Annotated in this window: 19 protein-coding genes and 2 pseudogenes; 11 read left to right on the top strand and 10 right to left on the bottom strand. The window is 61.4% G+C overall.

What is annotated here, in order from left to right; genetic code table 11:
* Window positions 1-55: 55 nt before the first annotated feature.
* Window positions 56-478, top strand: a pseudogene (locus C8E00_RS16855) (hypothetical protein); the annotation flags it as partial.
* Here the strand turns inward: C8E00_RS16855 and C8E00_RS16850 are convergent.
* Window positions 386-1,090: pseudogene (locus C8E00_RS16850) on the bottom strand (collagen-like triple helix repeat-containing protein); the annotation flags it as partial. The pseudogenes C8E00_RS16855 and C8E00_RS16850 overlap by 93 nt on opposite strands.
* A gap of 743 nt (window positions 1,091-1,833) precedes the next feature.
* Between C8E00_RS16850 and C8E00_RS02480 the strand changes: the two are divergent.
* Window positions 1,834-2,691: an AraC family transcriptional regulator gene (locus C8E00_RS02480; RefSeq protein WP_166638217.1), complete on the top strand. Its 858-nt coding sequence runs from the start codon at window positions 1,834-1,836 to the stop codon at window positions 2,689-2,691.
* A gap of 116 nt (window positions 2,692-2,807) precedes the next feature.
* On the opposite strand, the gene C8E00_RS02475 is transcribed toward C8E00_RS02480, so the two are convergent.
* The 3 genes from C8E00_RS02475 to C8E00_RS02465 form a co-directional block, all read right to left on the bottom strand.
* A complete protein-coding gene (locus tag C8E00_RS02475; protein ID WP_133694094.1) occupies window positions 2,808-3,185 on the bottom strand; it encodes a histone-like nucleoid-structuring protein, MvaT/MvaU family in 378 nt (125 codons plus the stop codon).
* A gap of 89 nt (window positions 3,186-3,274) precedes the next feature.
* On the bottom strand, window positions 3,275-4,621 hold the full coding sequence (locus C8E00_RS02470; protein ID WP_133694091.1) for a Na+/H+ antiporter family protein: 1,347 nt from the start codon (window positions 4,619-4,621) through the stop codon (window positions 3,275-3,277).
* Window positions 4,622-4,983: 362 nt separating this feature from the next.
* Window positions 4,984-5,193 carry a hypothetical protein gene (locus C8E00_RS02465; RefSeq protein ID WP_133694089.1) on the bottom strand — a complete coding sequence of 70 codons (210 nt, stop codon included), beginning with the start codon at window positions 5,191-5,193 and terminating at the stop codon, window positions 4,984-4,986.
* A 401-nt stretch (window positions 5,194-5,594) separates the two neighbouring features.
* On the opposite strand from C8E00_RS02465, the gene C8E00_RS02460 reads away from it, so the two are divergent.
* The 7 genes from C8E00_RS02460 to C8E00_RS02430 all read left to right on the top strand — a co-directional run bounded on the left by C8E00_RS02460 (window position 5,595) and on the right by C8E00_RS02430 (window position 11,865).
* Window positions 5,595-6,953, top strand: a complete 1,359-nt coding sequence (locus C8E00_RS02460) for a hypothetical protein (RefSeq protein ID WP_133694087.1) — start codon at window positions 5,595-5,597, stop codon at window positions 6,951-6,953.
* A gap of 391 nt (window positions 6,954-7,344) precedes the next feature.
* Window positions 7,345-8,253, top strand: a complete 909-nt coding sequence (locus tag C8E00_RS02455; RefSeq protein WP_208291859.1) for a GGDEF domain-containing protein — start codon at window positions 7,345-7,347, stop codon at window positions 8,251-8,253.
* Window positions 8,254-8,464: 211 nt separating this feature from the next.
* Complete coding sequence (locus tag C8E00_RS02450; RefSeq protein WP_133694082.1) at window positions 8,465-9,115, top strand: hypothetical protein; 651 nt, start codon at window positions 8,465-8,467, stop codon at window positions 9,113-9,115.
* Entirely contained in the window at window positions 9,112-9,852 is a 741-nt protein-coding gene (locus C8E00_RS02445) for a DUF3307 domain-containing protein (protein WP_133694080.1), read from the top strand. The genes C8E00_RS02450 and C8E00_RS02445 overlap by 4 nt, the downstream gene beginning before the upstream one ends.
* 24 nt (window positions 9,853-9,876) lie before the next feature.
* On the top strand, window positions 9,877-10,770 hold the full coding sequence (locus tag C8E00_RS02440; protein ID WP_133694077.1) for an N-acetylmuramoyl-L-alanine amidase: 894 nt from the start codon (window positions 9,877-9,879) through the stop codon (window positions 10,768-10,770).
* Window positions 10,771-10,901: 131 nt separating this feature from the next.
* On the top strand, window positions 10,902-11,345 hold the full coding sequence (locus tag C8E00_RS02435) for a MarR family winged helix-turn-helix transcriptional regulator (RefSeq protein WP_133694074.1): 444 nt from the start codon (window positions 10,902-10,904) through the stop codon (window positions 11,343-11,345).
* Window positions 11,346-11,436: 91 nt separating this feature from the next.
* Entirely contained in the window at window positions 11,437-11,865 is a 429-nt protein-coding gene (locus tag C8E00_RS02430) for an organic hydroperoxide resistance protein (RefSeq protein ID WP_133694071.1), read from the top strand.
* A 56-nt stretch (window positions 11,866-11,921) separates the two neighbouring features.
* Here the strand turns inward: C8E00_RS02430 and C8E00_RS02425 are convergent, their stop codons facing one another.
* Window positions 11,922-12,479: a helix-turn-helix domain-containing protein gene (locus C8E00_RS02425; RefSeq protein ID WP_133694069.1), complete on the bottom strand. Its 558-nt coding sequence runs from the start codon at window positions 12,477-12,479 to the stop codon at window positions 11,922-11,924.
* Window positions 12,480-12,612: 133 nt separating this feature from the next.
* Between C8E00_RS02425 and C8E00_RS02420 the strand changes: the two genes are divergently transcribed.
* A complete protein-coding gene (locus tag C8E00_RS02420) occupies window positions 12,613-13,791 on the top strand; it encodes a benzoate/H(+) symporter BenE family transporter (protein WP_133694066.1) in 1,179 nt (392 codons plus the stop codon).
* Between the two features lie 39 nt (window positions 13,792-13,830).
* Here the strand turns inward: C8E00_RS02420 and ppc are convergent, their stop codons facing one another.
* The 5 genes from ppc to cysM form a co-directional block, all read right to left on the bottom strand.
* Window positions 13,831-16,482, bottom strand: coding sequence for a phosphoenolpyruvate carboxylase (ppc, locus tag C8E00_RS02415; protein ID WP_133694063.1), 2,652 nt, complete (start codon window positions 16,480-16,482; stop codon window positions 13,831-13,833).
* Window positions 16,483-16,596: 114 nt separating this feature from the next.
* Entirely contained in the window at window positions 16,597-17,439 is an 843-nt protein-coding gene (mazG, locus tag C8E00_RS02410) for a nucleoside triphosphate pyrophosphohydrolase (RefSeq protein ID WP_133694060.1), read from the bottom strand.
* Window positions 17,436-19,688 carry a GTP diphosphokinase gene (gene relA, locus C8E00_RS02405; RefSeq protein WP_133694057.1) on the bottom strand — a complete coding sequence of 751 codons (2,253 nt, stop codon included), beginning with the start codon at window positions 19,686-19,688 and terminating at the stop codon, window positions 17,436-17,438. The genes mazG and relA overlap by 4 nt, the downstream gene beginning before the upstream one ends.
* A complete protein-coding gene (locus C8E00_RS02400; protein ID WP_133694055.1) occupies window positions 19,672-21,099 on the bottom strand; it encodes a methyltransferase domain-containing protein in 1,428 nt (475 codons plus the stop codon). Before C8E00_RS02400 ends, relA begins: the two co-directional genes overlap by 17 nt.
* Before the next feature lies 1 nt (window position 21,100).
* Entirely contained in the window at window positions 21,101-21,997 is an 897-nt protein-coding gene (cysM, locus tag C8E00_RS02395) for a cysteine synthase CysM (protein ID WP_133694052.1), read from the bottom strand.
* Between the two features lie 182 nt (window positions 21,998-22,179).
* Between cysM and C8E00_RS02390 the strand changes: the two genes are divergently transcribed.
* Window positions 22,180-24,927, top strand: coding sequence for an ATP-binding protein (locus tag C8E00_RS02390; RefSeq protein ID WP_133694050.1), 2,748 nt, complete (start codon window positions 22,180-22,182; stop codon window positions 24,925-24,927).
* The last annotated feature ends 5 nt before the right edge of the window (window positions 24,928-24,932 follow it).

Raw genomic sequence — 24,932 nt, 5'->3', positions numbered from 1 at the left:
CATCGCCGCCGACGACCGAACCGCTGGTCAAACCGCCGGTCACGCCTGACACCGTATCGGTCACGCCGCCGACCAAGCCGCCAACGAGTCCTTTGCTGCCGCTGTCGTTGTCGTCGCTGGAGGCACCACCGGTCAGCCCCCCCGTGGTCTCGGTCAAACCACCGACGAGACCACCGACCAGTCCTTGGCCGTCAGCGTCTTCTCCGCCGCCGGCCAGGCCGCCGGTTACACCGCCGAGCAAGCCTCCTTCACCACCGGTCAGACCGCCGAGCAAGCCGCCGCCTTCGCCATCGGCATTGCCCCCTGTCACGCCACCGAGCAAGCCTCCTTTGCCGCCGGTCACGCCGCCAAGCAGTCCGCCGTCATTGCCTTCGCCATTGACGACACCGCCCAGATCGGCCACGGCATTGCCGACGCCTTGCAGGGTGCCGCCCAGCCCGCCGAGAGCCTCGGAACGTTCGCCGACGCGGCCACCGAGTTGGGTGACGACACCACCGACCGAGGTCAACAGATTATCGACCGGCTGGCCGACACCGAGGCCATCACCCAGCTTTTGGGTGGTACCTTCCAGATTGGTGACAAGTGGACGAACGACACCTGTGACTTCGGTGGTCAGCCCGCTCAGATGGCCGTCTTCCGCCGTCAGTGACGACGTCAGCGAGTCTGCGGTAGAGGTCACCGCCACCCCGAGCTGGTTGACCGTGTCACCGAGCCCCGATACCAGGTTGGTCTTCTGATCGAGCTGGCCGACGACCGGGAGCGTATTCAACCCCGTCACGATGGTGCTGGCGGATGAAACCGCTTCACCGACGTCTCCTACCGTCGAGGTCGCGCCGCCCAAGGTCGTTCCCAGTGCATTGTCGTTTTCGCTCAGATTGCCGAGCCCGTCACGCAACCCCGTACTGAGGCTATTGACGCCTTCCCCGACATCAACGACGACATTGCCGGCACCGTCGGTGACGAAGCCGGCGCCGCCGATATCGGATTGCGAGATGGCCTCACCCGCGCCGATCACGGTATCGCCAACACCCGTCGTGGCGTCGCTTGCATCGGAGACGACTTGTTCGGCGGCGGTGGAATTATCGACCATGTCACCGCCGCCATTATTACCGCCATCACCTCCGTTATTACTGCCGCCGTCATTATTACCGCCGCCGTCATTACCGCCGCCGCCGTCATTATTGCCCATGTCGGGACCGCTTCCACCTCCCCCATCCAGGGGTTGAGACTCCGATGAACTACCACTACAGCCACTCAGGGCCAGTGCCAGTACGATCGTCGTCATTGTCGGTACCTTGAGTTCCCCAAGCATCTCGACCTCCAATAGTTATCGTTGACTGCTTTCGGTTTTCGGTTTTATGGGTAGCCTTTGGTGGCGCCGTTAACGCCCTTTATTTCAGGAAATACCTCACCCTTTTCTGATGCGTGAAAGCCATATGCCAAGCGTTATAGCCCTAGAAATAGCATGAACACCCACTTATCTTCTGATCCTTGAGTCTCACCTTGCTACTTCCACGACAACCTTAAGGCACTGTTTATTATACGAATTATTAATAAAAAAATGACATTCCTCCATCATTACCTGACGTAATGACAAAGCATTCAACCAGGTTGACACGAAGCAAAGCTAAGTTGTTAACCAATGTTTATATAAAAAATTATTCCAAAAAACTCATCCTTTTCGTATGATTTCCGTACTATCCTTTTCTTGATTTGCATATTAGGGTTCTCATTCTACTAGGCTTTGCAATTCCAATCATGTTTCCGCCATTTACGGACCTCGTCGGCGATGACTTACAAACAAAACCGCTCAAATACCAAGGAGAATCGTGCATGACGGCACATGCGTCATCGTTATCAACCAGCCTCAATGCCATGCGTGCCGCCGAGATATGGCTGCATGAACGCGCCGATGCCAGCCCTTCAATAAGCGAGCTTGCTAATTATCTGGGGTATTCAGAAGCGCAAATAAGACGCAACTTCAACCGTGTCTTCGGTATCTCGCCTGGTCGCTATCGCGATTCGCTGCGGCTCGAGCGCGCGGCTTTGCTGCTATGTCGTACGCCCATGCAGGTGCTTGACGTCGCGATCAGTTGCGGGTACCGCAGTCATGCCATTTTCACGCGCGCCTTCCATGGCTACTTCGGCGTATCGCCCAGCGACTATCGCCGCCGCTTCCATGACCGCCTGCGTGATTCGGTACCTCGACGTGCCCCCGAGGCGCTGACAGTTGAAACGCAACGAGAGACACGCTGTTTCTTGACGCGTCATTACGGTGACGTACCGGTGAGCGCTCACCCCAGCTTGTGGCGCTATTACGCACAACGCTGGCAGCAGTACTTGGCGGGATGCCAGACCGCGCGTACCTGGGTCTATCACGATGATCCGAATATCACGCCAGCCGGCAGGGTCCGCATCGACTTTGGCTTCCGGGTCCAGGGCGACTGCGTGACGCCCCCGGCGATGGCCTTTCGACAGGTTCATATGCCTAGCCGGCGGCAAGCCAAGATGCGTGTAACGGGTAGGGAGAACATCATCGGCGCATTTGCCTATCTGTTATACGAATGGTTACCGACGCATAATGAATGGCTGAGTGGAGAGCCTGTCATGGTGATGTGGGAAGAAGGCGCTTCACCGCATACGCCACTAGAGCGATTTGAACTGGGTGTACCGCTTTTAGCGATTCATTAGCCTCACCCATTGGCGCCCCATAAAAAAAGGCTGATGCGTGATGCATCAGCCTTTCCGGAGAGTACGCTTGACGTACTCAGTGCACTTTCAATGGAAAGTGCTTATCCCAAGGACGCTTAGTCCTCGACGCGAACCAACCAGGACTCGACGGTATCGTTGCCGTACTGGTCTTTCCACGCTTTGAGCGTCTTTTGGTTACCACCCCGTGTTTCCACCACTTCACCGGTGTTGGGGTTCTTGTAGATCTTCAGCTTACGCTTACGGCGCCCGCCAGTCGTTGCCTGAGAGGCTGCCGCAGGACGCGAATCCGGCTGCGGGTCAAGCATTTCGATAACAGCAGCGGGTGTCTTGTCGTACTCTTTCATCAAGGCTTCGAGCTTTTCCTTGAATTCCAGCTCTGTTGTCAGACGCTGGTCCTTTTCCAGCTGCTGCAACTCTTCGCTGAGTTGCTTCAGCAGCTGTTCCTTTTTCATGTACTCGCTCAACAGAGACATTCTTTACCTCTAGGCAGTTGGGATGTGCTCATATTATCGCCACTTCTTCGCTTATTGCCAAGTCTTGTGTTTATTTTTTATTTAATCCGTTAAAGCCACATCGCCGCTAACCATCCGAAGACGATGAGCGGAATGTTGTAATGGAGAAACGTCGGGACAACGGAGTCCCAGATATGGTCGTGCTGGCGATCGACATTGAGCCCCGAGGTCGGCCCCAGCGTCGAATCGGAGGCCGGCGAGCCGGCATCGCCCAGCGCAGCGGCGGTGCCTACCAGCGCCACCGTCGCCATGGGCGAAAAGCCGAACTGCATGGCCAGCGGCACGTAAATAGCAGCGATGATGGGAATCGTCGAAAACGACGAGCCGATGCCCAGAGTAATGAAGAGGCCGACCAGCAACATGATCAGTGCGGCGAGTCCCTGGTTGTCGCCGATAATGGCGAAAGCGTTCTCGACCAGGGTGTCGATCTCACCGGTGGCTTGCATGACCGACGCAAACCCCGCCGCCGTTATCATGATGAAGCCGATCAGTGCCATCATGCGCATGCCGCTGGTAAACAGGTCATCGGCCTCTCGCCACTTGAAAATCCCGCCCAAGGACAATAACGCGAAGCCGACGAGTCCACCCACGATCATCGAGCCGGTATAAAGCTGAATCGATAAAGCCGCGACAATAGCCACGGCTGCCATGACCAATCCACGTTTATGGAGACTCATCTCGCCGGAATGATGCGGCACGTTACTGGTCACGATTTCGCTCGAGTCATAATCGCGGGGCTTGCGGTAAGAGAAGAATACAGCGACCAGTAGTCCCAGCGCCATGCCGGCCACCGGAATGCCCATTGCCAGTGGCACCATGGTGCGTGTCACTTCGAGTCCCGCGGCCTCGCCCGCCGAATTGATGTTGGCCAATAGAATATCGTTGAGAAAGATCGCCCCGAATCCGACGGGTAACAACATATAAGGGGCCGTTAGGCCGAAGGTCAAAACGCAGGCCACCATGCGGCGATCCAGACGCAGGGGATTCATGATCTTGAGCAACGGCGGAACGAGAATGGGAATGAAGGCAATATGGACGGGAATCAGATTCTGCGAGGAAATCGCGACTAATAGCAATGACCCGAGCAAGATGTATTTGACCACCGATTGGCGTTTATAAGATGCCTCGTGCCCAAGCAGACGAATCAAACGCTGGGCCAACAAGTCGGGAAGTCCGGAGCGTGAAATGGCTACCGCAAATGCCCCCAGCGTTGCATAGGCCAGTGCGACTTTGGCACCGCCTCCCACGCCGTCGTTGAACGCGGCGAGCGTTTCATCGAGCCCCAGCCCGCCTGCCAGGCCTCCGACCAGAGCCCCCACGATAAGCGCAAAGACCACCGATACCCGCGCCAAGGCGAGTCCTACCATGACCAGAACGGCCAAAATAACCGCATTCATTGCCGTGTTCCCGTTGAGTGCATTGGACGAAAAACCGGGAATAGTACCAGAAGTGGCCACAACAACGTCATGTTGCTGACGTCTCGTTGTCATGAACATGCGGTAAAAAGGGGGCATGGCCGGTCATGGGTCATCGACCCCTGGCTCGCCGGCCTATCGCTTGTTAGACAAGGGACACTGTCGTTCAGCGCGTTACGGATGCATGTTGGGCAGGACGCCCAAGGGAATCGGCAGGTGCCGATGCGTCAGGGAGACGCCAAGGGAGTACGAATCTTGCGCCATGGTCGACATATTCGGCCATGGCGTTTTTATGCTACCGACACGTCCGCCCCGCATCGTCAAAGCGATGATGCAGCGTTGCCTCAGCAATTGCCTTTCTTGGCTTGACCCGGTGGGCAGAAATCGCCGCCGTGGCCATGCTCACCCTCGTGACGCTCATCGTGATCATGATGACCGTCTCCGACTTCAATAATGGGCTCAGGATCGATACGCGCAGGCGTGTAGCTACACCCCGTCACGCTCAGTCCCAGTCCGACGAGTCCCACCATCAACCATGGCCACGCACGTTGCATCGGTTGTCTCCTGATACGATTTCATGAGTATGACATGCGAGCACCTTAGCAGGAGGCGCCGTGCACCACCATGCTCGCCCCGGCACCACCCCCCTTTCATAACAGTTGAACTTAGATTAGCCCCCGTTTTTCATAACACCGCTTTATGAAAGCGATGTCTTTCGGTATGATGCGCGCCATAACGAGAATGAAGAAAATTCAGGGAACTTATGAACCGCATCCCACTACACGGTCACCTCGCGTGATCACGCCCTCTCATGCCGAGGGTGGTAGTACTCTCGTGCGCCTCATGAAAGGGCGCATGCGATCGCCCGGTTCGATGTTTCCTTGACGTCAGTTCGCAAGGGCGACCCAGCCCATCCGACGACTCACGACCCTAAGCAGGAAACGGAGAAAATAAAGTGGCACAACGATCATTCAAGGCAGCCGGCCTCGCCGCCATGGGCGTCACCGGCACACTGGCTTTTGCCGCCCCGGCCCTCGCACAACAAGACACCGAGGCCATGCAGCGCCAACTGGATGCACTGCGCGCACAAGTCGAGCGCATGGAGCAGCAGCTCAACGCCCAGCAGTCGACCGCGAGCGCCGACAGCGAGCAGGCAACCTCGAGCACGCGAGATCTCGCTCAGGAAAACCGCTCGCTGATCGAATCGATTCAGGATTCCCAGTTCAGCGGTACCCTGCAGTTGAAAGGCGTTTATAACGACTGGGACCAGGTCGACAAAGATACCGCCGGCGACATGGACTTCGGCAAGTTCGTGCTCGGCGTCGACGGTCAGCACGACGACTTCCTGTACTCGTTCGAGTATCGCTTCTATGACGGCTACCAGTTCCTCAAGAAGGGCTGGCTGGGCTATCAGGCCACTGACAACGACACCGTCAAGGTGGGGCTGGTCCAGACGCCGTTCGGCAACATGGACTACGGCTACCTGGGCTGGTACGGCACCCTGCCGTATCTCGCCGGCTTCAACGACAACCAGAACGCCGGTATCAAGTGGGATCACTCCCAGGGCGCCTGGGACACCTCGCTGGCTTTCTTCAAGAGCGACCAGTTGGGTAACAGCAACGAGCACTACGGCGCCAATGCGATTGGCGGCACCACTGACGCCACTTATGAAGATAATGGTGATATCGACACACGTGGCAATCAGGGTAACACCGAAGAAAACCAAGTAGCCGCGCGTGTCGCCTATACCTTCGGTCAAGGCACCGACTACACCACCGAGATCAACGTCTCGGCCAAGGGCGGTCAGCTCTACAACAATCAGACCAACGAAAGCGGCAGCAACTGGCAGGCCGCCGTGGGCTTGAACGGCAGCTACGGCAACTGGTACACGCTGTTGCAGGCCACCGCCTACGAATACGATGCCGAAAACCCGGCCGAGTCCGAATCCGGCATTTCCGACAATGTGCTCCAGGTCGGTGCCTTCGGCTTCAACTATCTGATCCCTGCCAAGGGCCAGACGTATTCCGCCAGCCTGGCGTACAGCATGGACGTCAACTGGGGGGATATCGACAACCTCTACTTCTATAACGACTTCAGCTACATCAGCCCGGCGGACGATTATTCACCCGTCAATGGTGGTTTCGGCGATGTCGACGACCCGATGCTCAACGATCTGGGCATGAAGGTCACCGCCGGCCCGTATTACGCTTGGTTTAGTGTCGTCGCCAACAAGAACGCGCTTGGCTACTTCGGTTCACCGACTGATGGCGACTGGCACACCAGCCTGCAGACCAACTTCGGTTTCAACTTCTAAGACTTTTCTTGACTAGCTGACGTTTTTGGCACCCCGCTCCTTTGGAGCGGGGTTTTTTGTACACAACGCATGTATACAATTCACGCACCATGGGCCGTTCCGCGTCAGGCCTGCATATCATGTCCCCCTTGTCAGGTGCCCGGCCTGTCGCTGCGCTTCACTCTTCTTTTTCCTCTACCAACCCACTCGATTGAATCGATAATTCAAAGATAAAACATAACTTCAATAACGGATTCGCTACGTCGCCCCTCGAACGTATGTTTAAAATGACATGGATCAACTCGTAAAAATTAATTTAATTTTACTTATAAGATACCTTTATTTACATTAGCTCACTGCTTAGAATACTCTCTTCATAAAAACGGCATAGCTCATAATGTCTATAATACCGATGCAGGGAAAACATACACTTATCTTCAAGAGGCCATGGGCGCGCCTGAGTGTGCTGGCGTTCATGCTGAGCGGCCTGGTCGGCTGGGGAGTCGGTGGAGCACACTGGCCCTGGCCCATTCAGGTCATCGCGCTGCTCGTGCTGGTCTCACTGGCAGCAGGCTGGCTCCTGCTGAGAATCGAGCATGATCTCTTGCACCCCATGCGGCGGCTTGCCGAGCATGCGCGTCGGCTGCATGACGGTGACAATACCCACCTCATGATGGCGACCTACCTCACCGAACGTGACGACGAAGTCGGCGAGCTGGCACGCCAGTTCCAGCACTTGGTCGAGGACCTCAAGACCCACAATGCGCAGTTGCTGGAACAATCGCTGATCGATCCGCTGACGAAACTGGGCAATCGTCGCATGCTGGAAAATCGGCTCGATGTCGCCCTGCCGCTGACACGTCGTCTCGACTGTACGGTGTCGGTGCTGATGATGGACGTCGATCATTTCAAGCTTTACAACGACTACTATGGCCATCCGGCCGGCGATGAGTGCCTGGTGCAGATCTCGGGCGTATTGCGCGATACCTTCCGTCGCGACTCGGATATCGTCGTACGCCTGGGCGGTGAGGAGTTTCTGGTCTTGCTCATCGATACGCCCAGCGAGGAGGCCTGGCGTCTCGCCGACGCCATGCGCGGCATGATCCAGGCCATGGGCATGCCGCATGAGTACTCGCCCACCGCCGATGTGGTGACCGTCAGCGCGGGCGTCGTTACCAGCCCCCCCGGCATCGACGCGGATATCGACGCCATGATTGCGTGCGCCGATGCCGCCCTGTATGCCTGCAAGGAGCAGGGCCGTAACACCACCCTGGCACGCATGCTCTCATCCCCCGCCGAGGCCCTCGCAGCCGACGTCTAGGCGCGCCTGGAACCACGAGCAACCGGCCCTACGGCCCGATGTGGGTCTGCAGGGTTGGAATGCCTCGAATACTGTATATAATTACATATAAAAGAGCGACGCGCCTCTGCGCCGTGTTTCTTTTTTAATCGAGCCATTCTGCAAAGACATCGACTTATAGTATTAATCTACTATTATTGCCATATATCGTAATAAAAGGCGATCGCAAGGCATGAATGAGATACCGCTCGGCGTGCTTACCGGTGACATCGTCGGATCGCGCCGCATCGAGGATGCCGCGGGGCTGGACAAGGCACTCACGAGCACCCTGTCACTCCTCGAGACACAATACGCCGCGCGCGTGGATCGCTACCGAGGCGACGGTTTTCAGGTCGCCCTGCCCTCGCCCGGCCAGGCCATGATGGCGGCCGTGCTGACGCGTGCCGCCTTGATACGGCACTCCCCCTCGCGCCGCGAGACATGGGATGCCCGTATCGCGGTCGCGGTCGGCACGGGAGATTTACCCGAAACGGGGCGCTTTGCCTCGGCCAATGGCGAGATCTATGTGCGCTCCGGCCAGGCGTTGGATGCCTTGAGCGAGGGCGATGCACGCTTTGCGCTGTCATTACCCCAGGCCGATGACAGCCTGGCGCTGTTGACCCGCTTCGCTGACGCCGTTCTGCAAGGATGGACCCATAACGCCGCCGAAACGATCTACTGGCGGCTGCAACACGCCGAGACCCAGAAGGCGTTGGCGGAACGTCTCGGGCGCGCGCAGCCGACGATTCACCAACGCTTGCACGCCGCGCGTTGGCCGCTGATCGAGGACTATCTCGTGCATGTCGGCCAGCGCATCACCGCCGTCATGGAGGCGCCACGATGATCGGTTCTCCCTTTACGACGCTACTGCTGTTGCTGATCGCGCACCTGGTGGGAGACTTCCTGCTCCAGAGCGCTGCCTGGGTTCGCGACAAGAACGCTCATCACCAGAGGTCTCGCGCCCTTTACTTGCATGCCGGTGTGCATGGCGCGTTGGCCTGGCTGGTGCTCAGCAGTTCACAATCCCTTGCCATCGCCTTGCTGGGCGCAGCTGTCATCGCCGTGACGCATCTCGTCATCGACGCCTTCAAGAGCCACGCCCCGGCCGAGCAGGTGCGTTACTTCATCATCGATCAGGCGCTGCATCTCGTCGTGCTCGTCGCGACCTGGGCATGGCTCGGCACCGGTGGGGCCTGGCTCGGCCACGCCGCCGCATGGTTATTGCACCCCCGGACCCTGCTGGTGATCTTGGCATACCTGATCGTCATGCGGCCGTTCTCGATTCTCATCGCCCTGATCATGCGGCGTTGGAGTCATGGCGTGGACAACAGCGGGACATTGGCGGACGCCGGCGCGCGCATCGGCATGCTCGAGCGGTTTTTGGTGCTGACGTTCGTGCTGGCCGACCAACTCGTGCCCATCGGTTTCCTGCTCGCCGCCAAGTCGGTATTGCGTTTCGGCGATCTGCGTGAAGACCGCGACCGCAAGCTCACCGAGTATGTTCTGCTGGGTACCATGCTGAGCTTCTCGCTGACGCTCACGCTGGGCATACTGATCGCCCACTGGCATACCGCTTTGTGATATCGCCACGCCGGAGACGCCGCCATGCCGACGCCACGCCTTTTCTCGTACCCGACGCGGTGGCCACCGATCATACCCGCCCTGCCGGGCACCTGCCTGATCGTCATCTGCCTGCTCGCGCTGACCGCGTGCAGCGGTACGCCGCGGCTGGAATCTCGCGACGGCTACCGGGTCGACCATCGTTATCAGTCCAGCGCGCAGAATAGCCGCGTACAGCATCTGGTGCTGCATTACACCGACAGCAATGCACGCCGTTCGCTGCGCACGCTGACCGGCCCTGACGTGAGCTCACACTATCTAGTGACGCCCACGGCACCGCCCACGGTTTATCAACTGGTCGATGAAGCGCGGCGCGCCTGGCATGCCGGTGTCAGTGCCTGGCATTCACGCACCCACCTCAACGACACGTCCATCGGTATCGAGATCGTCAACGAAGGACCACGCGACACGCCCCATGGACGTACCTGGACGCCCTACCCGGCGCGCCAGATCGACACCCTCATCGCGCTGGCACGGGACATCATCGAGCGCCACGCCATCGATCCCGTGGATGTCGTCGGTCACGCCGATATCGCGCCACGACGCAAGATCGACCCCGGCCCACGCTTTCCCTGGTATCGCCTGTATCGCGCGGGGATCGGCGCCTGGCCGGCGTCAGAGCGCGTGATGGCCTACCAGCGGCGTTTCATGAAAGCTCCCCCCTCGCTCACGCAATTTCAGCGCGCGCTGGCGGCGTACGGCTATCCAGTGGCGGTCACCGGTCGTTACGACGCGCTTACCCATGACAGCCTGCGCGCTTTTCAGATGCACTTTCGCCCCACGCGCCATGACGGCTATCCGGATGCACACAGCGCCGCCATTCTTTGGGCATTGCTCGAAAAATATCGGCCCGAGGCCTTGGCGGACATGTCCCCATAAGACGCCGGAGGCAAGCCGGCCACACCGCTGAGTGGCGGCCGACACGGAGATGATAGCCCACTCCGAAGGAGCGCCATAAAGGAAATCGATTGGCGATTAAATCGTGCGCGATCCAAATTGAAGTCATGACCATGACAGAAGACACCGACAGTCCGCTCGCGCTTGATTCACAGCTCTGCTTTGCGCTCTATTCGACGCAATTGGCGATGAACAAGCTCTACCGGCACTTGTTGCAGGAGCTCGGGCTGACCTATCCCCAGTACCTGACGATGCTGGTGCTGTGGCAGCAGGAGAAACAAACGGTGTCCGCCATCGGGGAGCAGCTTCATCTGGATTCGGCAACGCTGACGCCTCTATTGAAGCGCTTGGAGAAGGCGGGCCTGATCATACGCAAGCGCGCCCGCCACGATGAGCGGCAGGTCGAGGTGACGCTCACCGATCAAGGGCGCCACTTGCGTAGCCAAGCCGAGTCGATCCCCCACTCGGCACGTTGCGCCAGTCATTTGACGATGGAGGAGGCCCGAGAACTCAAGCAAGCATTGCATCATCTACGCCGGGGATTGGACATGGGGTGAGAATGCCGCATGCCTCGATCCTTTTTTTCACGCAAATGAATCGCACACTATTTAATAGGAAGCGATAACCATCCCTGTCAGGAGAATTCCCATGTCACTCGATAACGTCCTGTATCGTGCCCAAGCCACTGCGACCGGCGGTCGTGACGGTCGCGCCACCTCGTCGGACAACGCTCTGGATGTAAAACTCACCACTCCCAAGGAATTGGGCGGCGCAGGCGGAGAAGGCACCAATCCCGAGCAGCTTTTCGCTGCGGGGTACGCCGCTTGCTTCATCGGCGCCCTCAAGCTGGTGGCCTCTAAGGAAAAGGCGTCATTGCCTCGAGACACACACATCCAGGGCGATGTCGGGATCGGCCCCGAAGGCAATGGGATGAGCATCGAAGTGACGCTTACCATCAACTTGCCGGGCATGGATCGTGAGCAGGCCGACGCTCTGGTCGACAAGGCCCACCAGGTCTGCCCGTACTCCAATGCCACCCGCGGTAACATCGACGTGACACTCGACGTTCAGGTGTAAGACCATTCCCCGGGTTGCCAGGTCTGGCCATGGCTCATCGGCTTTTCGTGCATGGCCTAGACCTGCGGGTAATGAATCACGTCGTGAAAACGCGCCGCTCGCTCGCCGACATTGCGATAGCCATGCTCACGGTCGGCGGCGAAGCGGCGTGCCTCGCCCGGTCCGAGGGCTTCCCAGTGGCCGTCGAGGGCCAATTCCAGAGTCCCGTCGAGCATGACGACATGCTCGACGACACCCGGCTCGTGCGGTGACGACTCGCTGCAGGCGCCCGACGCCAGTTCGATCAGGAACATCTCGAAACGCAGGGCCGGGTCGAAGGCGAAGAGTGGTGTCACCGTCATGCCGGCGGCGGCATCTTCCAATACCGTGACGGCGGCGTTGTCTGGCGAGCCACCCTCAACCGAGGCCTGTTCGAAGAACAGCGAAAACGAGACGCGAAACCCTCCGGCGATTTTCCATAACGTCGCCACGGTGGGACTCGACTCGCCACGCTCGATCTGCCCCAGCATGGCCTTGCTGACGCCCGTGGCACGCGAGGCCCGATCCAGACTCCAGCCTTGCGCGCCGCGCAGCGACTTGAGTGTCGCGGCAATGTGGTGTGTCGGCTCCTGCATATCCCTGCCTCCGATAAACCGTCCCTGAATTGACTACACCGTGGGGTCATTGTACGCCATCGGCGAGGCTGCTATCGTGCGTTATAACGCACGACGCACCAACATCAGCCACCCGCCTGGGCAGGGAGCCAGCATGCGTCAGCCTTTTTTCCTACGCGATCTTTCTGTCTCGGCTATCGTGGCAGGGTTCGTGGCGGTACTGGTGAGCTATGCCAGTTCGGCGGTGATCGTCTTTCAGGCCGCGGCGGTGGCGGGCGCCGACCCCGCGCAAATCGGCGGCTGGCTGAGCACGCTGGGACTGGGCATGGGCGTCACGTCGCTGGGCTTGTCGCTTTACTATCGCGTGCCGGTGCTGACGGCCTGGTCGACCCCCGGCGCGGCGTTACTGGCGACGAGCCTGGGCGACTACACGCTCGCCGAGGCCATCGGGGTGTTCATGTTCGCAGGCGCCCTGGTGCTGTTGTGCGGCGTCACTGGCGTCTTCGCTCGCCTCATGGCACGCATTCCCCACGCCATCGCCGCCGCCATGCTCGGCGGCGTACTGCTGCGTTTCGGGCTGGAGGCCTTTGCCGCCCTGGACGACGCTTTCATCCTGGTCAGCGCCATGTGCGCCGCGTATCTGCTCGGTCGGCGTCATTGGCCGCGCTTCGCCATTCTCGGCGTGCTCGTCACGGGCTTGGTCGTGGCCGGCTTCCAGGGCGACATCGACACCACCCGCGCCTCCGTGACCCTTGTCATGCCCGCACCGATCATGCCCGAGTTCACGCTTTCCTCGCTCATCGGCGTAGGCATTCCGCTGTTCGTGGTCAGCATGGCATCGCAAAATGCGCCCGGCGTGGCAACCTTGCGTGCGGCCGGCTACGCGCCGCCCATCTCGCCGCTCATCGCCGTGACCGGCCTCGTCACGCTCGTGCTGGCGCCGTTGGGCGGGTTTTCGATCTGCCTGGCGGCGATCACCGCCGCCATCTGCATGGGGCCCGAGGCGCATTCCGATCTCGGGCGGCGCTACATGGCGGCAGCCTGTGCCGGGGCATTCTACTTGCTGGCGGGACTCTTCGGCGGGTCCATCGGCACCTTGTTCGATGCCCTGCCGCAGGCGTTGATCGTGACCATCGCCGGCCTGGCGCTGCTGACCACCATCGGCGGTAGCCTGCACAATGCCTTGCGCGACGACCGCCAACGCGACGCGGCACTGGTCACTTTTCTGATCACCGCTTCCGGCGTCACCTTGCTGGACGTCGGCGCCGCCTTCTGGGGGCTCGTCGGCGGCTTGCTGACGCAAGCCATGCTGGGTGCCACGCGACCAGCGTGACACCCTCCACCCACGCGGCAAGCGCTTGGCGGACGAGGGCTAGCCGGTGTTGCGCAGCCCCGCCGCAATCCCCGCCATCGTCACCATCAACGCTCGCGACAGCTCGGGACTGATCGCGCCATCGGCATCGCGATTACGCTGCAGCAGTTCCGCCTGCAGGCCATGCAGAGGATCGATATACGGGTTGCGCACTTCGATGGCTTGGCGAATCAAGGGCGTATGCTCGAGCAGCTCGTCCTGATCGAGAATGTCCAGCAGCACGCTTTCCAGCCGCGACAAACGCTCGCGCAGCGACGTGCCCAAGGCTTGCAGCGCCGGCTCGTCGACCAGGCGACGTTCGTAATAGGCGGCGATGTCCGGGTCGGCCTTGGCCAGCAACATCTCGAGCATGTCGAGATACGTACCGAAGAACGGCCAGCGCGCACGCATGTCGCGCAGGCGCTCGCGCCCGTCGGGGTCGGCGAGACGTGTGGCGAAGGCTTCGCCACTGCCTAGCCAGGCCGGCAACATAAGACGTGTCTGGGTCCAGGCAAAGATCCAGGGGATCGCCCGCAGCGACTCCACACCGCCCTCCTGACGTCGCTTGGCCGGGCGCGAGCCCAGCGGCAGACGGCCCAGTGCGCTTTCCGGTGTCACCGAGCGGAAATACGGCACGAAGTCGGGATCTTCGCGCACCACGCCGACATAGGCGCGATGGGCGATGTCGGACAAGTGATCCATCTCCTCGCGCCACACCGGCTCAGGATCGGGCGGCGGCAGCAACGTGGCTTCGAGTACCGCGCAGGCGTAGATTTCCATGGAACGCAGGGCGATGTCCGGCTGACCGAATTTGAAGCGAATCATCTCGCCCTGCTCGGTGACCCGCAGGCTGCCGTTCACCGAACCCGGCGGCTGCGAGAGAATCGCCGCGTGGGCCGGACCGCCGCCACGCCCCACCGTGCCGCCGCGCCCGTGGAACAACGTCAAGGCGACACCGTGCCCGCGGCAGATGCCGACCAATTGCTCCTGCGCACGGTATTGCGCCCAGGCGGCGGCCAGTTGACCGGCGTCCTTGGCCGAATCGGAATAGCCGATCATGACTTCCTGGCCATCGCCGGCCAGGCGGCGGTAACCGGGCAGCGACAACAAGCGTTCGATCACGTCACCGGCCCGATTGAGGTCGTCGAGGGTCTCGAACAGCGGCGCGATGGGCAGATGCATGTCGCCGCCGACCTCTTTCATCAGCAGCGCCACCGCCAGTACATCGGACGGCTGCCCCGCCATGGAGATGACGTAGGTGCCCAAGGCTTCGCGATGTTCGCGGGCGATGACCCGGAAGGTGTCGATGACCTCGCGGGTCTCCGCCGAGCAGTCCCAGCGCCGGGGAATCAACGGGCGTGGCGATTCCAACTCTTCGAGCAGGAAGGCTTGCCGTTGATCCTCGTCCCATTCGCGGTAGTGACCCAGGCCCAGACAATCGCTGAGCTCGTCGAACACCTGGGCATGACGGCTGGATTCCTGGCGGATATCCAGCTTGGTGAGCGAGACGCCGAACACCGCCACGCGCCGCAAGGTGTCCAGCAAGGCGCCGTTGGCGATGGTATCCAGCCCGACGTCGCACAACGAGCGATAGCAAGACAACAGCGGTGCGTAGAGCTGATCGCGGGTTTCGATGATCGGCACCTCGCTGTCGAAGGGCCGCCCATCGAGACGCGCCTTGGCCCAGTCACGCGTGGCCTCGACCCGGGCCAGCAAACGCTTGAGCAATGCCCGGTAAGGCTCCGGATCGCTGCCCACCTCGGCGCGCAGCGCACCGTTGGCCTTCCACATCGACAGCTCGGACTTGAGACGCAGCAGGTCGCGGGCGTAGAGATCGGCGGCCATCCAGCGCCCCAACAGCAGGACTTCCTCGGTGACCCGTGCGGTGACATTGGGATTGCCGTCACGATCACCGCCCATCCACGAGGCGAAACGCAGGGGCGCGGCGTCCAGCGGCAAGCGCTCGCCGGCAGCGGCCAGCAACAGCTCGTCGAGTTCGCGATGAAAATCGGGCACCGCCTGCCACAGCGAGTTCTCGATCACCGCGAAGCCCCACTTGGCTTCGTCCACCGGGGTCGGCCGTTCGTGGCGGATCTCGTCGGTGTGCCAGGCCTGGCTGATCAGTTCCTCGAGTCGTCCACGAGCGCGATCGGCGATCTCATCGCGTTCGGTGGCGCCTTCCATGGTGCTCAAGCACTCGTCTATGGCGTCGTACTTGCGAATCAGGGTGCGCCGGATGACCTCGGTGGGGTGGGCGGTGAGGACCAGCTCCACACGCATGGCGGCCAACGTCTCGACCAGCTTGCGCGGCTTGTGACCGGCGTGTCGAATGCGCTCGAACAGGTCGCCGAGATCAGGCTGGGTGCCGGGCTTGTAGTCCTCGACGCGACGAAAGCGCGCGCGATAATGCTGCTCGGCGATATTGGAAAAGTTGAGAAATTGGTTGAAAGCGCGCGTTACCGGCAACAGGTCCTTCTCCGGCAGCGCGCGCAGATATTCGATCAGCTCACGGCGGCCTTCACTGTCGTCCTGACGCCCTTGCTTGGCCAGGCTGCGAATGGTCTCGATCTTGTCGACGAAGCCATCGCCCAGATCGTCGGCGATGGTACGCCCCAAGCTATCGCCGAGGATGCGCACATTCTCGCGCAGCGATTCATGCAAGTCGTGACTCATGATGCCCTCCGTGATGAATACGACGGCAAGTCGTTATTGTGAAAGTCGTTATGTTGTAAAGCCGTTATCTTGATCGGATCCCCCGTGCACGGCAGCGCTCACCACACGTCCCGGTCAGGACGCAGACGTTTCACGCTGCTTGACGGCTTGCCAGTGACGCTCCATGTCATCGAGGTTCGCGCGCTCGAGGCCGCCTTCCTGCGCCGACAGCGCCTCCTCGACGTAGCGAAAGCGGCGTTCGAACTTGCCATTGGCTTCGCGCAGCGCGCGCTCGGGGTCGATATCGAAGCGCCGTGCCAGGTTGGTGACGGCGAACAGCACGTCGCCTATTTCCTCGCGCACGTGGTCGGCATCTCGATGCTCCACGGCTTCCTCGACTTCCGCCAGCTCCTCGCGAACCTTGGCGAAAACACCCTGGTCATCGGGCCAATCGAAGCCGACCCGTGCGGCGCGCTTGGACAGCTTGGCGCCTCGTGACAGCGCCGGTAACGTGCGGGGTACGTCATCGAGTACCGATACCGCCTGGCGCGTTTCACGCTCTTGCGCCTTGAGGGCTTCCCAGCGCGTCTTGACGCCCGCCGTCTCCACCTCATCGGCGCCAACGCCGACTGGGCGCCGCGACTCGAGCGTGCCGTCGGGGAAGACATGCGGATGGCGTGCCACCATCTTGGCGGTCAGCACGTCGATGACATCGTGAAAATCGAAGCGCCCTTCCTCGCGTGCGAACTGGCTGTAATAGACGACCTGAAACAGCAGATCGCCCAGTTCCCCGGGCAGCTCGTCGAAGGCCCGCCGTTCGATGGCATCGGCGACTTCGTAGGCTTCTTCCAGGGTGTGGGGGACGATGCTGTCCCAATGCTGCTTTACATCCCAGGGGCAGCCTTGTTCGGTATCTCGCAACACCGCCATCAACGTCAAGAGATCGTCGAGACTATAACGCGCGGATGCCTCGCTCATGCCGTCTTGCCTCCTCCACTGCGCAGCCGCTTGACGTCGATGACGTTGGGCAACTGCTGAATCCGCGAAAAGATGCGCTCCAATGCCTCGAGGCCGTCGACTTCCAGCGTGATCTTCATGCGTGCCAGGTTGTCATGCTTGTCGGTCAGCGTATTGACCGACAGCACGTTGATGCGATCCCCGGTGAGGATGTTGGTGACATCGCGCAAGAGCCCCGAGCGGTCCCAGGCCTCGATCTCGATATCCACGGGATACTGGGCGCTGACGTTACCCCACTCGACATCGACGATGCGCCTCGGTTCCTCGGCACGTAGCTGCAGAATGTTGGGGCAGTCCTGACGGTGGATGGTGACGCCGCGCCCCTGGGTGATAAAACCCACGATCTGTTCGCCGGGTACCGGATGGCAACAATTGGCCATCGACGTCTTGAGGTTACCGACACCGAGCACGGTGATGTCGTCGACCGCCGCCTTGGACGAGCGACGCGGCTTGGCCAACAGGCGATCGAGCTGTTCTTGATCGTCAGTATCGCCGAAGAGTTGCTGGGCCTGGTGCAATACCTGCCCGATGCGCAAATCACCGGCGCCGATGGCGGCATACATGTCGTCGACCGTCTGGTAATTGACGGCTTGCGCCAGGGCCTCGAAATCCACGCCTTCGATGTCCAGGCGCCGAAAGGCCTTCTCGAACACGGCGCGGCCTTCCTCGATGTTCTGACTGCGCGCCTGGTACTTGAACCACGATTGGATCTTGGCCCGCGCCCGCGAGGTCTTGACGAAGCCCAGGTTGGGATTGAGCCAGTCGCGACTCGGCCCGCCCTTAGTGGCGGTCAGGATCTCGACCTGCTGGCCGGTCTCGAGTTGGTACGTCAGCGGTACGATGCGACCGTCGACCTTGGCCCCCCGGCACAGATGACCGACCTCGGTATGCACGCGGTAGGCGAAGTCGATGGGCGTGGCGACCTTGGGCATGTCGATGACATGCCCATCCGGCGTGAAGACGTAGATACGGTCCGGGGCCACGTCACTGGAAAGCCCCTCGCGCAGATCGCCCAGTTCGCCGACTTCTTCCTGCCATTCGAGGACCTGGCGCAACCAGGCGATCTTTTCTTCGTAGCTGCGGCTCTTGGCGTCGACATCGTGGCCCTTGTAGCGCCAGTGGGCACACACGCCAAGTTCGGCTTCCTCGTGCATGGCGAAGGTACGGATTTGAATCTCCAGTACCTTGTTCTCGGGACCGATCACCGCCGTGTGAAGCGACTGATAACCGTTGCGCTTGGGGTTGGCGATATAGTCGTCGAACTCATTCGGCACGTGATGCCAGCGCGAATGCACGATGCCCAGCACGGTGTAACAATCGGTGACTTCCGGCACCAGAATGCGCACCGCACGCACGTCGTAGACCTGCGAGAAGTCGATGTGCTTGCGCTGCATCTTGCGCCAGATCGAATAGATATGCTTGGCACGACCGTCGACATCGTATCGATGAATGCCTTGCTGGACGAGCAGCCCCTTGAGGGTCTCCACGACATCATTGATGTAGTGGTCGCGGTCGAGACGTTTCTCGGCCAATTGCTTGGCGATGGCCTTGTAATCGCTCTCTTGGAGATAGCGAAACGACAGATCCTCGAGTTCCCACTTGAGCTGTCCGATCCCCAGGCGATGGGCCAGCGGCGCATAGATGTCGAAGACCTCGCGGGCCACGCGCAGGCGCTTTTCGCGCGGGGCGTCGCGGACCATGCGCAAGGCGCAGGTACGCTCGGCGATCTTGATCAGGGCGACGCGCACATCGTCGACCATGGCCACCAACATCTTGCGCAGGTTTTCCTGCTGGTTGTGCTGCGACAGGCCCTGACGCGGCGCCTGCAGCTGGCTGATCGCCGCCATGTGCAATACGCCATCGATCAGCGAGGCCACCTCGCTGCCGAAGCGTTTCTCGATGGCCTCCAGCGTGATCAAGTCTTCGCGGACCACGCGGTACAGCACCGCCGCTTCCAGAATCGCCTGATCGAGCTTGAGTTCGCCCAGGATGTCGGCCATTTCCAGGCCGGTACGGAAACTCGAGGCCGGTTCGGCCCAGGCGTGGTGGGGTTTATCGGCGTTATAAGCCAGCTCTCGAGCCAGCTCGCAGGCCTCGCGTATCTCCCCGACATCGCGCAGCACGATATCGTCCTGGAGGCGCTGCAACCATAAGGTGATATCGACCTCGCCGGTCTCCGTCAGCGGTTGGTCTTCACGGACCTTGACCATGATCTTCCCTTTCTGCGGACATGGACCGACCGCGCGACGTATCGCGGGTCAGCAATAGCATCGATTCCAAATGCGCGGTATGTGGAAACATGTCGGCCAATGCGGCTCGTTCGATGCGGTAGCCACCTTGCACAAGGTGTGCCGTATCCCGCGCTAACGCGGCGGGGTCGCAGGAGACGTACAGCACTTTTTCCACCGCTTGCGCGGCAAGCGCACGACACAGCGTCTCCGCGCCGCCTCGCGGTGGGTCGAGCACGACCCAGTCGACCTCGGCGACATCGGGCATGCGGGTGGCCAGGTCGGCCTGCTGCGCACCGATATGGTGCAGCCCGGTGCGACGCGCGTTGTCGGCAAGGCGCTCGATCATCGCCGGACTGCCCTCGATGCCGGTGATCGCCGCGACCCGAGGCGCCAGCGCGAGCGTGAAGTTGCCCACGCCGGCGAACAGATCGAGGACGCGTTCTTGTCCCTTGGGCGCCAGCCAACGCAGTGCCGTACGTACGAGTTGGGCATTGACCTCGGCATTGATCTGCAGGAAATCGCCCGGCGCGCATCCCAGCGACAGCGTGGCGTCTTCCAGCGCCAGGGAAACGTGCAACGCCTCGCCGCGTGGCGCGTGCAACCAGCGCAAGGTCGGCGTCTCGCGTCCCACTCGCCAGGCCAGAGTGACGTCGTGCTCGACGGCGAAGCGCCGCCAGCAAGTTTCGTCATCGGGCACCTCACGGAGCTGGCGCACTACCACGCAAGCGCCCTCGGCGGTGGCGATCAATTCGATATGACCGACGCGCCGAGGCGCTTCCAGTGCCGTCAGGCATGCACGCAGCGGCGCCATCAGCCGCGACAGCATGGGCTCGAGCACCACGCAGGTGTCGATATCGATCAGGTGCTCGCTGCCTCGGGCACGAAACCCCAGGTGCGGTATGCCCTCGGCATCGCATTTGACGCCCAGGCGTGCCCGGCGCCGATACCCCGCCCCCGCGCCGGCCAGGACCTGAACCTCGGGCAAGGTCAGGCCCTGGCGCGTGAACAACTCCTCCAACGTACGCCGCTTGTGCTCGCGCTGCGCATCGAGTTCGAGATGCTGCAGGTCGCAACCGCCACAGCGCCCGTAATACGCGCAAGGCGGCGTCGCGCGTTCGGGAGAGGTCTCCAGACGCTCGACGACATGCGCCTCATCGAAGCGCTTGCGTTGACGATGCACGGCGACGCGTACCCGTTCGCCGGAGAGCGCCTGATCGACGAAGACCGTCTTGCCCTCAGGGTCGCGCGCCACGCCCCGACCGTCATGCGCCAGGCGCTCGATGGTCAATGTATCGGCCGGCGCGTCGCCACGCGCCGACTGCGTCCCGCTTTCCCGGCGCACGCGGTGCGTGGCGGCACGCGGCGGGCGCCGTTTGCCCAGCATCGCCATCTCAGCGCTCCGCGGCAAACAGACCGGTGGATAGATAACGATCGCCCCGGTCGCAGACGATGAACACGATCACCGCGTTTTCCACCTGCTCGGCGATCCGCAGTGCCCCCGCCAGCGCGCCGCCGGAGGAGACACCCGCCAGGATGCCTTCTTCGCGGGCGAGCAGACGCATGTGTTCCTCGGCTTCCTGCTGGCCGATATCCAGGGTGACGTCGACCCGCGAGGCATCGAAGATGCGCGGCAAGTACTCATGGGGCCAGCGACGAATGCCTGCGATGCTGGCACCATCGGCGGGCTGCAGGCCGACGATCTGAATGTCCGCACGCTGCTCCTTCAAGTACCGCGAAACCCCCATGATGGTACCGGTGGTGCCCATCGAGCTGACGAAATGCGTGATTTGCCCACCCGTTTGCTCCCAGAGCTCCGGCCCCGTGGTGCGATAGTGCGACAAGGGGTTGTCGGTATTGGCGAACTGATTGAGCGGTTTCCCCTCGCCGCGTGCGATCATTTCCTCGGCCAGATCGCGGGCGCCTTCCATGCCCGCGTCCTTGCTGACCTCGATCAGCTCAGCGCCATAAGCGGCCATGGCCTGCTTGCGTTCGCTGGAAGCACTCTCGGGCATGATCAGGGTCATGCGATAGCCCTTGATCGTCGCCGCCATGGCCAGTGCAATGCCGGTATTGCCCGAGGTCGCCTCGATCAGAGTATCGCCGGGGACGATCTCGCCACGCGCCTCGGCTTCAGCGAGCATCGAGAGTGCCGGGCGGTCCTTGACCGACCCCGCCGGGTTGTTGCCCTCGAGCTTGGCCAATAACGTGTTGTTGTGCCCTGCCTGCAGCCGGGTCAAACGCACCAGCGGCGTGTGGCCGACCACGTCCGCGAGAGTGGGAAATTGCATGGCTTCATCCTTTACTGACCGCGACCCCATCGATACGCCAAGCGTGAGCGATACGCGTCGCGACAAAACGCATTCGTCGGTTATTCGTTGCGTCCAATTATATCCGGGACGGCCCGTCGGCGACAGGCGAACCCACCGAGTGTGGCATACTGCTGACGGAGAACACTAAGGGAGCGGTCGGAATGTCACTAAGGCTGCGCTTGCTGCTTTTATTGCTGGGACTGCCCTTGGGCGTGGCAGTCGCCTATAGCGCCTATGACATCTATGCGGAGCGCCAGGCGGCGCGCGAGGCGCTCGTCACGCGCATTGCCGATGTCACCGCCACACTGACGCCCGCGTTCAGACTGGCACTCGATGAAGCGCGTGACGAACAGCTTGACCAGTTGGCTCAACGCCTGCTGGATATCGATGAGGTCGACGCCGTCAGCGTGCGCGACGGTGACGGCGACGCCCTCCTCAGCCTCGGTGAAACGCAGCGCGCGCTCACTCAGTCAATGCCGGCACAAAGCACACTGCAAGCGCGCGCGCAGCATTGGCGCTGGCTGCACCCCCTGGGCACGATCGACACGGGACAAGAGAAGTCCTCCGCCTATTGGCTCGATGTGGACCTGGGTACCACGGCGCTGACGCTGACCTTTTATCGCCAGTTGGCTGGCCATGGCATGGCCGGTCTGGTGCTGGGCTTGTTGCTGTTCTTGCTTGCCTACCCGCTGAGCCGCCGCCTCACCCGACCGCTGCAGCATCATATCGCCCTTCTCGAGCGCCTCAATGGCGGCGATTACAGCGCCCGCTCGACACCCCGCGGCGCGCGCGAACTGACCACCCTCGGGCACCAGCTCAATGCCCTGGGCGAGCACATGATGCGCCTGCGCGAGGATACTCAGGCGCAGATCGATCAGACGACTTTCGATCTGCGCGAGTCGATGGAAACCATCGAGGTCAAGAACATCGAACTCGACATGGCGCATCGCCGCGCGCTGGAAGCCAACCGTATCAAGTCTCAGTTTCTGGCCAATATCAGCCATGAAATTCGCACGCCGCTCAACGGTATCATCGGTTTCTGCCAGCTGCTCGGCCGCAGCGCCCTGGACAGCCGCCAGCGGGAATGGCTCGAACAGGTGCAGACGGCGTCGGACAACCTGCTGTCACTGATCAGCGATGTGCTGGATTTCTCCAAGATCGAAGCCGGCAAGCTCGAGCTGGAAACCGTGCCCGTGGACATGGTGGCCTTGATCGACGAGGTGCTTGGTCTTCAGGCACCCAATGCGCAGCGCAAGAACCTGCACCTGCTGGGGCTCGTCTATGACGATGTGCCCGACCAACTGCTCGGCGATCCGTTGCGTATCAAGCAGGTGCTGACCAACCTGGTCAACAACGCCGTCAAGTTCACCGAGCGCGGCGAGATCATCGTCCGCGTCATGCTCGATGATCTCAATGCCACCAGTACCAAGCTGCGCATCAGCGTCCGCGATACCGGGATCGGCCTCGACCTGGCGAGTCGTGAGCGACTTTTTCAGGCCTTCAGCCAGGGAGATGCCAGCCGGTCGCGCAAATACGGCGGTACCGGCCTGGGATTGATGATCAGCAAGCGCCTGGTCGAACAGATGGGCGGAGAGATCGACGTGGAAAGCGAAAGCGGTCAAGGCACGACCTTCACGTTTTCGCTGACGTTGATCGCCACGCAACAACGCGAACGCCTGCCCGAATTGAATCTGGGCGGCTATCGCATCGGCTTGTTCGAAGCCCACGCCGCCAGTCGACGCGCGTTCACGCATCTGCTCGAACGCTGGGATGCCCGCGTCGTGGCGTTTTCCTCGCGGGAAGCCTGCACCAGCCAACCGCCTGACATCGATCTCTTGGTGCTGGGGCTGACGCAAGACGACTTGCGCCCCCGTGAAATCACGGCCTGGCGCGAGGTGCTGGAGCGTTGCGCTTGCCCGGGCCTCTTGCTGGTCAATGCCGATCCGTTCGAACTTCCCGACCTCCCTCTTCCCCACGGCGGCGACATCACCACCAAACCGGTCTCGCGACGCGGGCTGGGGAATGCCATCACTGGCTTGCTGAGAAACGAGCACGAGCCGGCGCAGGCGACGCTGGAAGTTCCATCCCCCCCACCGGGCGACAAGGTGCTGGTCGTCGATGACACCGCTTCCAACCGCTTGCTGGTCAAGGAATTGCTGCAGGACCGCGGCTTGACACCGTTACTCGCGGGAAGCGGCGAGGAAGCCCTGGCAATGGCGCATGGCGAGGCCATTGCCTTGGTATTGATGGATATCCAGATGCCCGGCATGAACGGCGTGGAGACCATGAAGGCGCTCCGGGCGCTGGGCGACGACTGGCAGCGGCGGCCCATCGTGGCACTCACGGCGCATGCCCTTGAAGAGGAACGCCAGCAACTGCTGCACGACGGCATGAGCGATTGCCTGATCAAACCGATCCGCGAGTCGGCGCTGGATTCCCTGCTCAAGCGCTACCTGGGCGAGGCCGTCAATTCCACGGCCGATGTTCGCCCCCCGGCGCTGCCCTCGCCAGCGCCCGATGCGACATCGCAGGAGGCGGCGCTGGACGGTGCCCCCGGGGACGAATTGCCCGTCGTCGACATGCAACTTGGCATGCGCATGGCCGGTGGGCGCGAAGCACTCGCGCATGACATGCTGACGCTGCTCTTCGAACATCTGGATGAATCCGAGCAGGCGATTCACGCCGCCTGGACCGCCCAGGATGCCGAGGCCTTTCACGAACACATCCACCGTCTCAATGGGGCCTGCCGCTACTGCGGGGTACCGCAACTGGCCTTGTTGGCGGAAACACTGGAAACCCGCTACAAGGCCCAGGGGCTCGCGGCCTGCGCGGGGCTCTACACGGCGCTGCAAAGCGCCATCACGCGGCTACGCGAGTGGCAGGCCGAGCACTGGCAGGTCGATAGCTGAGGGGG

It is taken from the genome of Chromohalobacter marismortui, assembly GCF_004364315.1.
Taxonomy (GTDB): Bacteria; Pseudomonadota; Gammaproteobacteria; order Pseudomonadales; family Halomonadaceae; genus Chromohalobacter; species Chromohalobacter marismortui.
The sequence above is the reverse complement of the archived record's forward strand: the minus strand, read 5'-3'. Positions and strand labels throughout refer to the sequence as shown.

Bases quoted from the DNA above. Each gene is read 5' to 3' on its own strand.
- C8E00_RS02480 (WP_166638217.1), top strand. From the start codon at position 1,834: ATGACGGCACATGCGTCATCGTTATCAACCAGCCTCAATGCCATGCGT.
- C8E00_RS02475 (WP_133694094.1), bottom strand. From the start codon at position 3,185: ATGTCTCTGTTGAGCGAGTACATGAAAAAGGAACAGCTGCTGAAGCAA.
- C8E00_RS02470 (WP_133694091.1), bottom strand. From the start codon at position 4,621: ATGAATGCGGTTATTTTGGCCGTTCTGGTCATGGTAGGACTCGCCTTG.
- C8E00_RS02465 (WP_133694089.1), bottom strand. From the start codon at position 5,193: ATGCAACGTGCGTGGCCATGGTTGATGGTGGGACTCGTCGGACTGGGA.
- C8E00_RS02455 (WP_208291859.1), top strand. From the start codon at position 7,345: ATGCAGGGAAAACATACACTTATCTTCAAGAGGCCATGGGCGCGCCTG.
- C8E00_RS02450 (WP_133694082.1), top strand. From the start codon at position 8,465: ATGAATGAGATACCGCTCGGCGTGCTTACCGGTGACATCGTCGGATCG.
- C8E00_RS02445 (WP_133694080.1), top strand. From the start codon at position 9,112: ATGATCGGTTCTCCCTTTACGACGCTACTGCTGTTGCTGATCGCGCAC.
- C8E00_RS02440 (WP_133694077.1), top strand. From the start codon at position 9,877: ATGCCGACGCCACGCCTTTTCTCGTACCCGACGCGGTGGCCACCGATC.
- C8E00_RS02435 (WP_133694074.1), top strand. From the start codon at position 10,902: ATGACAGAAGACACCGACAGTCCGCTCGCGCTTGATTCACAGCTCTGC.
- C8E00_RS02430 (WP_133694071.1), top strand. From the start codon at position 11,437: ATGTCACTCGATAACGTCCTGTATCGTGCCCAAGCCACTGCGACCGGC.
- C8E00_RS02425 (WP_133694069.1), bottom strand. From the start codon at position 12,479: ATGCAGGAGCCGACACACCACATTGCCGCGACACTCAAGTCGCTGCGC.
- C8E00_RS02420 (WP_133694066.1), top strand. From the start codon at position 12,613: ATGCGTCAGCCTTTTTTCCTACGCGATCTTTCTGTCTCGGCTATCGTG.
- ppc (WP_133694063.1), bottom strand. From the start codon at position 16,482: ATGAGTCACGACTTGCATGAATCGCTGCGCGAGAATGTGCGCATCCTC.
- mazG (WP_133694060.1), bottom strand. From the start codon at position 17,439: ATGAGCGAGGCATCCGCGCGTTATAGTCTCGACGATCTCTTGACGTTG.
- relA (WP_133694057.1), bottom strand. From the start codon at position 19,688: ATGGTCAAGGTCCGTGAAGACCAACCGCTGACGGAGACCGGCGAGGTC.
- C8E00_RS02400 (WP_133694055.1), bottom strand. From the start codon at position 21,099: ATGGCGATGCTGGGCAAACGGCGCCCGCCGCGTGCCGCCACGCACCGC.
- cysM (WP_133694052.1), bottom strand. From the start codon at position 21,997: ATGCAATTTCCCACTCTCGCGGACGTGGTCGGCCACACGCCGCTGGTG.
- C8E00_RS02390 (WP_133694050.1), top strand. From the start codon at position 22,180: ATGTCACTAAGGCTGCGCTTGCTGCTTTTATTGCTGGGACTGCCCTTG.